The following is a 6915-nucleotide window of genomic DNA, read 5'->3' as shown; positions in this document are numbered from 1 at the left end:
GTTTTACACGTTCGGGGCGGGCCATCAGTTCAGGGTCCCGATCTCGCCGTCGTACCCATCGAGCACCCGGACCTCGCCCCCGGCCGGGTGGAGCGAGACGGCATCGCATCGCGGGCAGTGCAGGCCGCCCGCCGCCATCCGGACCTCCCCCCACCGGAACTTCGCGGAGCACGTGAGGCAGCACCAGGTCTGCTGCATGACTTCGTCAGACTCGGTCATCCCAGCCTCCGCGAATAGCTGCCATCGGGATGGAAGGTGACCTCCTCGGTGTAGGTGGTCACCTCCACGTCATGGCTGCCAGAGATGGAAACTTTCGCGACTGGCTCGCCAAGGTTCACGCCCCAGTCGTCATCGAGGTCCATCTCCTCGCCCAGGGTGAGGTGAACCCTGATGCCGCCGGCGAGCGTGAAGGTGCCTCCCTCGCGGATGGCGCGCTGCCAGTCCTCCTCGGTCGCGAAGTGCTTGCGGGTGAGGGTGATGGTCGGGTTCATCATGCGCTCGATCATGCCCTGTCTCCTTCCGGCGGCCGCCCGTGCCGAGTGGTGCCGTCCGGCCAGTCCCAGCGATGTTCGCAATCAGGTTCGAACTCGATACCGACGATGGTGGCCTTGAGGCGGTAGAGTTTGTCCCGGAGTTCGTTGACGCCGTTCCGTTCCAGACCGATGCACCCGGCCAGGTGGCCGGTGATGGCGTAGATCTGGCGCGCCGCCTCCTTCAGACGGTCGGCCTCGGACATGGTCGTCGGGTCCGGCTCGGGCGAGTGGACCTCCTCAAGCTTCGCCAGCCGGACTATCAGGGCGCTCATGGCGAACCCGACCGATCCCTCCTTGCCCGTGACCTTCCAGTGCCCGGCGGTCTCCCGACCGGCATCTTCCCCAACGCCCTCGGTATAGATCGTGATGACGTCGCCGACGGCGTGGCGGTCGAAAGGTGCCCTGATCAGGACGACGGTCCCCTGTCCGGGCATGCGGCGCCAGTCGGTTGCCTTGACCCGGTAGCTCTGCATGCCCCGACCGTTCACTGCGGCCTCCTCAGGCAATCGGGGCGCCCGTCCGGTCCCACGAGCGGCTGCATGCCAGTCTCGGCTTGGGTGTACCGGCACCCGGTCGCCGGGTCCGTCCAGACCCGGACGCCGCCTTGGTTGGACCACGCGGGATCCGCTGCCTGCGAGAGGGCCTGCAGGATCGTGAGCAGGACGGCCGCGGCGATGGCGATGCCGATGAACAGGAACCAGAGGTCGAACCCGTCGCGAGGCGAGGAGGTCCTGATCATGAGGACCTCCTCGAAACACGGCGCCGGTCATTCCTGACCTCGCGGAGGACGGCGTGCCTGATCCAGTCCGCGAACATGACCTGCACCTTGGCCTGCCGCTGGGGGGCCCCGCCGGGGTGCTCCTCTGCGATGATCCGCTCGACCCCACGAGCAGCCCCGAGGGCGATCTCGTCGATTGTGGACCGCCTCATGACTGGGCCCCCCGAAATGGAGCGGGGTTCGGGGTGCAGCCCGAGTGGTCCTCGCCGGTCAGGAAATCGAGGACCCGATACAGGTCATGGCGGATCCCGGGGACGCCGTAGAGATGATGCCCTGCGGTCGCGAGATCGAACTCCTTGATGACGGTCTTCACACGCGAGACGGCCTCGTGGAGATCTCGCCGGCGGATGAACCCGGCATACTGCAGGACCTGCAGGGCGGGCGCCGGGTCGAAGTCGGCGTCGCTGTAAGCGTTGACGGTCTGCTCGACGACGTCGGCATCGCTCATTGCCCGGAGGGCGTCACGGCGCTCCTGTGCCGCGACCGCTCGCTGCGCAATCTCCTCGGCCATCTCCAGCCGGTACTTGGCGACCCACGTTTCATGGGCCGCCACTTGCTCGGGTGTCATGCCGGCATACAGCCGGGCAAACTCTCGGATCTCGATCTCTGTGGGCATGCTGGTCCGGGTCCCTGTCTCGCGTTCGCGAGATCGCTTCAGAGACGATCGAAGCAGCTCCCGCAGATTCGCCTAGAGGGAAACCGGACGGGCCGTCCGGATGGCCCATCGAGAACGCCATCGCGGTTTACGACGCGCGACACGGCCTCATCGGGCGTAAAGAATTCTCTCGTGGAGGCCTTGCGACTACCGCAAATTGCGGTACATTTAGATCACCGGCGCAAGCCGAGGCCTCCCGGGGCGATCCGGGCCGATGATGGAGCCACCCGATGACCACCACCAAAATCGACCGTTCCGCCCTCCTGAGGAATGCTTGGCGGATCGCCCGCGAAGCCGCGGCCTCCGCCGGCACCGCCGTCCGTGCCGCGCTCGGCGCCGCGTTCCGGCAGGCTTGGGCCGAGGCCCGCATGGTCGCCCAGCCCGTCCAGCAGCAGCAGGCCCAGGCCGTCGCGCCGGCCGACCTCACCACCACCGAGGGCCTCGCCAAGGCCCTCGTCGGCAAGACCGCCTCCCTTGCGCTTGCGGGTGGTGAGGCCCTCTACACCATCGTCTCCGTCGAGCGCTGGACCTCGCCCGACGGCGCGCAGGTCCGCGACTACATCAAGATGGAGACGAGCGGCATGTGGTCTGACGACCGCAAGGGTCCAATCAAACTCTTCATCCTGCGCAAGGGAACCGGACACGGCACGTACACCGAGACGGATGCCGGCGAGGCCTTCTGGGCGTACGGCGGGTTCTGCAACAGCGGCAACAAGCGCTGCAACGCCAACGACATGGTCAAAGACATCCTGGAGAGTATCCGCTCATGACCTGGATGGTCCGACTACGCGCACACGATGGCGGCGAGCTTCTGGAGAGGGCGAGCTACGGCTCGCCCGACGCAGCCATTGACGCCTATCGCCTCCTGCTCGGGCGCGAGGACCTCATCGGGCAACCGGTCGCCGCGGTGTTCAAGCCTCCCCGGGATGCGACCGGCGACGGGAACGCCGCGACGTGGTTCTCGCGGTTCGACAAGCCTCTCGGGGCGGGCCGCATCGGTCCCGACGACCCCCGGCTTGACCCTTGGGCTAACGCATACGATGCGAAAAGCGCAGTGTACTCCCCCGCGCCGGCGTCCAAGCCCAAGGCCGCACCGGACTGGGAAAAGGACGCCCGCCCCCTGTCGGAGTGTCTAAAGGCATGGGCCAAGACACGCGGCGGGCGCGACGCCGCGGCCGACGCCCTGCAGGTCTCACGGTCTACCTTCGACGGCTGGTGCGACGGCCGTGGCGCGGCCCAGGACAGGATGATCCGCAGACTCATGACGCTCACCGACACTACTAGCCGTTGACGACGCGCTACCCTTGAAGAGTAATGATTGTCAGTATAGATAGGACAATACCAGAAGCGGCTTGCCCACAAGCTGCCCGGTACAGCAGGGAACCCCACATGTTGATTATCGACCGAATGGTGGCGATGGTGCGCGCCGGCCCCGGCCCCTCGCCGGAGGAACGGGCTGCGGCCGCTGCCCAGTACCAGGCTGAGGAGAAAGCCAGGCAGGTCCGCCAGGCCGAGGAGCGCCAGGCATTCCTCACGGCCGCCCCCCGGTATGTCCTCCCCGACGGCTCCGCGTGGCGCTCGGCACAGATGCTCGGACGCCTGAGCAACGGCGGTGAGCGCGACCGCGGCCGCCTGTACCATATCGTCTCCGAGGACGGCTGCGGCCCGATGGGCGGGGCCGGGAGCGCGCTGTGCGGTGCCACGCCGGGCCGGCGTTCCGTCGGATGGGGCGACGTCGAAGGCGTCCCTGCGACCTGCCCGCGTTGCCTGAAGCGGGTGGCGTCATGAGGGGCACCACCATCATCATCAGGGGGTACACATGGGGGCAGCGCCTTGGCATGTGGCCCGTCGCGAATGACCATCCCGGCCGGTTCTGCGTTGACGTGATCTACCTGGCCGGCCCCACCCAGGACCTTCTCCCGTGCGCATAACGCTCTACCCCGTCCCGGCTGGGACCCCCGCCGTTGGGCACGCCGTCGGGTACGTCTCGGGCTCGCCGCTCTCCAACCTCGCGGGGGCCGCCCCCCCGGCGGGGCCTTTGCTGTCCTACGATGGCCGGCAGGCCCTGATCGATGGCCAGCCGGTGGATCATGCGGAGATCTCGGAGGCCCTCCACGCCGAGATCGAGCGAGTGGCCAAAAGGGTCTTCGGACCTGATTTCGTGGGGCCCCTGAGCCTGGCCTCGGGCCTAAACGTGCGCTCCCTGGCACGCGGCCGCCTCATCTCCCATGGTCTCCCGGCGCCCCTCCTGGACATGCTCGGCCGGGCGGCCGCAACCGCACACCCGAGGGCCACCGGGTATATGCTCCAAGCAGTCGCGTACCTTTGGGACGAGCACGTCATCTCCCATGGAATGGGCGAGACCGGCCCAGGGCCGCTCTCCGCCCAGGGTCGCGAGGCCCTCGGGCAGCGCTGTGAGGAGATCCTCGACCGTGCGCTCGGGATGGTCGCCACGATGCAGGGGGAGACGGCCGCGGCCCGGGCCCGGACGGCCGCGCTCAAGGCAACGCTCCGTTAACGATTCGTGTGTATGGCTGGCAGCCTGAAGCCCTGTCTCTGACAGGGCGTCTGGAGAAACCCGGCCATGACGAAGACCCCCCCTCGGGGTGCGCGCCCCCGTGCGCCTGCCAGCGATCCGTTCGCACCCAATCATCCCCCGTCCGTAGACTGGCTCGATCAGGGCCTGGATTTCCTCGACTGCGACCCGCTCGCGGATACGATCCACTGGTCGACCGGCATCCTGCTCGACCTGCCGGACCTGCCCCCCCCCGTGCGTGCCGCGCTTGAGAAGCTGTCGTCGTGCCGCGTGTCGCTCTCGTCGCTCTCGCATGCTGAGAGCGTGTGCGACGATGCCTCGGAGGACCTCAAGCTGGGGCAGAACGACCGCGACACGTATGCCGATTGGTCGACGAGGTGCGTCTATTACCAAGCTTTTTTGGGCGACCACGTCTGTGCCCTGCGGTGTGCCGTCAGGGTCTGGCAGATCGCCATGGCGGGCGGGCATACCGACCTACGACTGGGAAATCTCCTCCGAACGCATGCCGAGATGATGAGCATCGCCGCGTACTGCGATGGAGAGCAGTGGGCACCCAGGCGCGAGCCCCGGTCGGCCCGCCGCCAGGGGGACGGTTTGACCGCCTTACAGATCATTGCCCGGTCGGTCGTGAAGGTAGAGTGGCCCAACAACGTCAAGCGCGGCCCCGTCCGGGACGACACCGGCTTCGATCCCCGCGATCAAGACGAGGACGATCTGCCGGAGGCAGCGGGCGCCGGGCTCCTCGTCGTGCGCAGCGTCGAGCACCTGCCGGGGTCCGCGAAGGACGGCGCACGTAGCAGCGGCGGGACCACGCCCCGCGCGGAGTGGGCGCCTATCGCGGGGGTGACTCTCCCGCGCCGGCCGGTGCCCGATCTCGCGGCCGCGCGTCGGGATCTCGTCGATCAGTACCCGCACGCGGCATCGCTCATCGAGCGCATCCTGAACCAACTCGTCGGTAGGTCATTCGCCCGGCTTCCACCCATCCTGCTCGTCGGGCCCCCGGGCTCCGGCAAGACGCGACTGGCCACCAGCCTGGCCACCGCGCTGGGCCTCCCAAGCACGGTCTACTCGTGCTCGGGTGTGGCGGACGCCTCGTTCATCGGGACCTCCCGGCAGTGGTCATCCGGCAGGGCCTCGGTGCCGCTTCAGACGATCCGGCAAGAGAGCCTCGCGACGGTGGCGGTGGTCCTCGACGAGATCGAGAAGGCCGGCACCAGCATGACGAACGGCAATCTCCTCGACGGGCTCCTGCCCATGCTGGATCATGCCGAGGACTACAGGGACCCCTACCTGGAGTGCGCGACCGATCTCTCGGGCATCACGTTCCTGGCGACGGCTAACGGGACTAGGGGCATGCCCCGGCCCCTGCTGGACCGCTTCCGAGTTTTCCAGATGCCCGAGCCCACGCTTGCCGACCTACCTGCCCTCGCACGGGGGATCGTGGGGGACGCCCGGCGCGAGAGGGGGACGGATGCGTCGTGGCTCCCGGACCTCGACGGCGACGAGCTCGGGCTCATCGCGGAGCACTGGAGTGGGGGTAGCGTCCGACGTCTCCAGCGTCTCGTCGACACCGTCCTCGCCGGTCGCGAGACCCTCGCGGCCCGGCATTGAAGAGGGTGACGATGACCACGCACGCCCCCGTCTGGGACTACCTCCGCTCGTCCATCCGAGCCCATCGCCTCGCCGGCACGGTCGATCACCGCGTCGGGGTCGTGCTTGATGAGTACGTCGGACATATGGCCCGCTGTGTCGCGACACGCCAGGTCACCTTGTCTGAGGGCCTCGCCGCCGCCAACGCGGCCGTCGTGGCATGCGGCCGCCTCATCCCGATCCCTGAGGATCGCCTTGAAGCGCGATGACAGACGTCTACCGGAATCTGACCCGCGGCTGCTGGTCCGTCCGTGAACGCGGCCGCGTCGTCGCCCACGCCCAAACCGTAACCCTGGCCGACGCCGTGATGGTCGTCCGGCCAGGGTCGCGGGCCCGGGTTATCCCCACCGGCAATCGCGAGGTTCACGCGTGGATCAAGGGCACCCTCGTCCCGCATGCAGGCGTCCCCGCGAGGGCCGTCAGATTCTATTACCGGCCGTTCCTTGCCGGTCATTTCACTGACGAATGCGGTCGGCCCGTCGTGGCAGCCGCCTCAATTTTCTTCGACGAGGACGGCAGGGCATGGCACAGCGAAACCGGTACCCAGGCAGCCGCTTCGACCTGACTGAGCTCGGCGACCGTCCCCTGTTTCACGACTGGATCATACAGCCCGACAACCGGTCCGCGGATGGCACCGTGCTCACCGGGACGGTCTACGGGCATGACAAGTTCCCCGACGGGACGGGCCTAACGACGTCGACCGTCCAGGCTTTCGATGCGGCGGCGGGATGGGCGTACTGCTACTCGACTGGGCTGGTCCGCC

The 6915-nt window shown here is 68.0% G+C and carries 12 protein-coding genes; 7 read left to right on the top strand and 5 right to left on the bottom strand.

The window, feature by feature from the left end; translation table 11 throughout:
• Window positions 1-24 precede the first annotated feature (24 nt).
• From MBTS_RS21050 to MBTS_RS21030, 5 genes are all read right to left on the bottom strand, one after another.
• Window positions 25-219: a hypothetical protein gene (locus tag MBTS_RS21050; protein WP_018044338.1), complete on the bottom strand. Its 195-nt coding sequence runs from the start codon at window positions 217-219 to the stop codon at window positions 25-27.
• Window positions 216-506 carry a hypothetical protein gene (locus tag MBTS_RS21045; protein WP_018044337.1) on the bottom strand — a complete coding sequence of 97 codons (291 nt, stop codon included), beginning with the start codon at window positions 504-506 and terminating at the stop codon, window positions 216-218. Before MBTS_RS21045 ends, MBTS_RS21050 begins: the two co-directional genes overlap by 4 nt.
• Window positions 503-1021 (bottom strand): hypothetical protein, encoded by a 519-nt coding sequence (locus tag MBTS_RS21040; RefSeq protein ID WP_238206015.1) that lies wholly within the window; start codon window positions 1019-1021, stop codon window positions 503-505. Before MBTS_RS21040 ends, MBTS_RS21045 begins: the two co-directional genes overlap by 4 nt.
• Complete coding sequence (locus MBTS_RS21035; protein WP_018044335.1) at window positions 1018-1272, bottom strand: hypothetical protein; 255 nt, start codon at window positions 1270-1272, stop codon at window positions 1018-1020. Before MBTS_RS21035 ends, MBTS_RS21040 begins: the two co-directional genes overlap by 4 nt.
• 187 nt (window positions 1273-1459) lie before the next feature.
• Window positions 1460-1927 (bottom strand): hypothetical protein, encoded by a 468-nt coding sequence (locus MBTS_RS21030; protein ID WP_018044333.1) that lies wholly within the window; start codon window positions 1925-1927, stop codon window positions 1460-1462.
• A 269-nt stretch (window positions 1928-2196) separates the two neighbouring features.
• Here MBTS_RS21030 and MBTS_RS21025 point away from each other — a divergent pair, with 269 nt between their 5' ends.
• From MBTS_RS21025 to MBTS_RS20995, 7 genes are all read left to right on the top strand, one after another.
• The gene (locus MBTS_RS21025) at window positions 2197-2736 is read left to right on the top strand and encodes a hypothetical protein (RefSeq protein ID WP_018044332.1); all 540 of its coding nucleotides are present in this window, start codon (window positions 2197-2199) and stop codon (window positions 2734-2736) included.
• On the top strand, window positions 2733-3257 hold the full coding sequence (locus tag MBTS_RS21020; protein ID WP_018044331.1) for a hypothetical protein: 525 nt from the start codon (window positions 2733-2735) through the stop codon (window positions 3255-3257). The genes MBTS_RS21025 and MBTS_RS21020 overlap by 4 nt, the downstream gene beginning before the upstream one ends.
• A 98-nt stretch (window positions 3258-3355) precedes the next feature.
• Entirely contained in the window at window positions 3356-3754 is a 399-nt protein-coding gene (locus tag MBTS_RS21015; RefSeq protein WP_018044330.1) for a hypothetical protein, read from the top strand.
• A gap of 133 nt (window positions 3755-3887) precedes the next feature.
• The gene (locus MBTS_RS21010) at window positions 3888-4484 is read left to right on the top strand and encodes a hypothetical protein (RefSeq protein WP_018044328.1); all 597 of its coding nucleotides are present in this window, start codon (window positions 3888-3890) and stop codon (window positions 4482-4484) included.
• 66 nt (window positions 4485-4550) lie between these two features.
• Complete coding sequence (locus MBTS_RS21005) at window positions 4551-6113, top strand: AAA family ATPase (RefSeq protein WP_019904521.1); 1563 nt, start codon at window positions 4551-4553, stop codon at window positions 6111-6113.
• A gap of 11 nt (window positions 6114-6124) precedes the next feature.
• On the top strand, window positions 6125-6361 hold the full coding sequence (locus tag MBTS_RS21000) for a hypothetical protein (protein WP_238206018.1): 237 nt from the start codon (window positions 6125-6127) through the stop codon (window positions 6359-6361).
• Entirely contained in the window at window positions 6358-6717 is a 360-nt protein-coding gene (locus tag MBTS_RS20995) for a hypothetical protein (protein ID WP_051439878.1), read from the top strand. The genes MBTS_RS21000 and MBTS_RS20995 overlap by 4 nt, the downstream gene beginning before the upstream one ends.
• Window positions 6718-6915: the final 198 nt, after the last annotated feature.

The sequence above is a fragment of the Methylobacterium bullatum genome (assembly GCF_014845095.1).
Taxonomy (GTDB): domain Bacteria; phylum Pseudomonadota; class Alphaproteobacteria; order Rhizobiales; family Beijerinckiaceae; genus Methylobacterium; species Methylobacterium bullatum.
The sequence above is the reverse complement of the archived record's forward strand: the minus strand, read 5'-3'. Positions and strand labels throughout refer to the sequence as shown.

Excerpts from the sequence above, each read along its gene's own strand:
- MBTS_RS21000 (WP_238206018.1), top strand. The coding sequence starts at position 6,125 with ATGACCACGCACGCCCCCGTCTGGGACTACCTCCGCTCGTCCATCCGA.
- MBTS_RS20995 (WP_051439878.1), top strand. The coding sequence starts at position 6,358 with ATGACAGACGTCTACCGGAATCTGACCCGCGGCTGCTGGTCCGTCCGT.
- MBTS_RS21015 (WP_018044330.1), top strand. The coding sequence starts at position 3,356 with ATGTTGATTATCGACCGAATGGTGGCGATGGTGCGCGCCGGCCCCGGC.
- MBTS_RS21045 (WP_018044337.1), bottom strand. The coding sequence starts at position 506 with ATGATCGAGCGCATGATGAACCCGACCATCACCCTCACCCGCAAGCAC.
- MBTS_RS21035 (WP_018044335.1), bottom strand. The coding sequence starts at position 1,272 with ATGATCAGGACCTCCTCGCCTCGCGACGGGTTCGACCTCTGGTTCCTG.
- MBTS_RS21005 (WP_019904521.1), top strand. The coding sequence starts at position 4,551 with ATGACGAAGACCCCCCCTCGGGGTGCGCGCCCCCGTGCGCCTGCCAGC.
- MBTS_RS21030 (WP_018044333.1), bottom strand. The coding sequence starts at position 1,927 with ATGCCCACAGAGATCGAGATCCGAGAGTTTGCCCGGCTGTATGCCGGC.
- MBTS_RS21020 (WP_018044331.1), top strand. The coding sequence starts at position 2,733 with ATGACCTGGATGGTCCGACTACGCGCACACGATGGCGGCGAGCTTCTG.
- MBTS_RS21050 (WP_018044338.1), bottom strand. The coding sequence starts at position 219 with ATGACCGAGTCTGACGAAGTCATGCAGCAGACCTGGTGCTGCCTCACG.
- MBTS_RS21025 (WP_018044332.1), top strand. The coding sequence starts at position 2,197 with ATGACCACCACCAAAATCGACCGTTCCGCCCTCCTGAGGAATGCTTGG.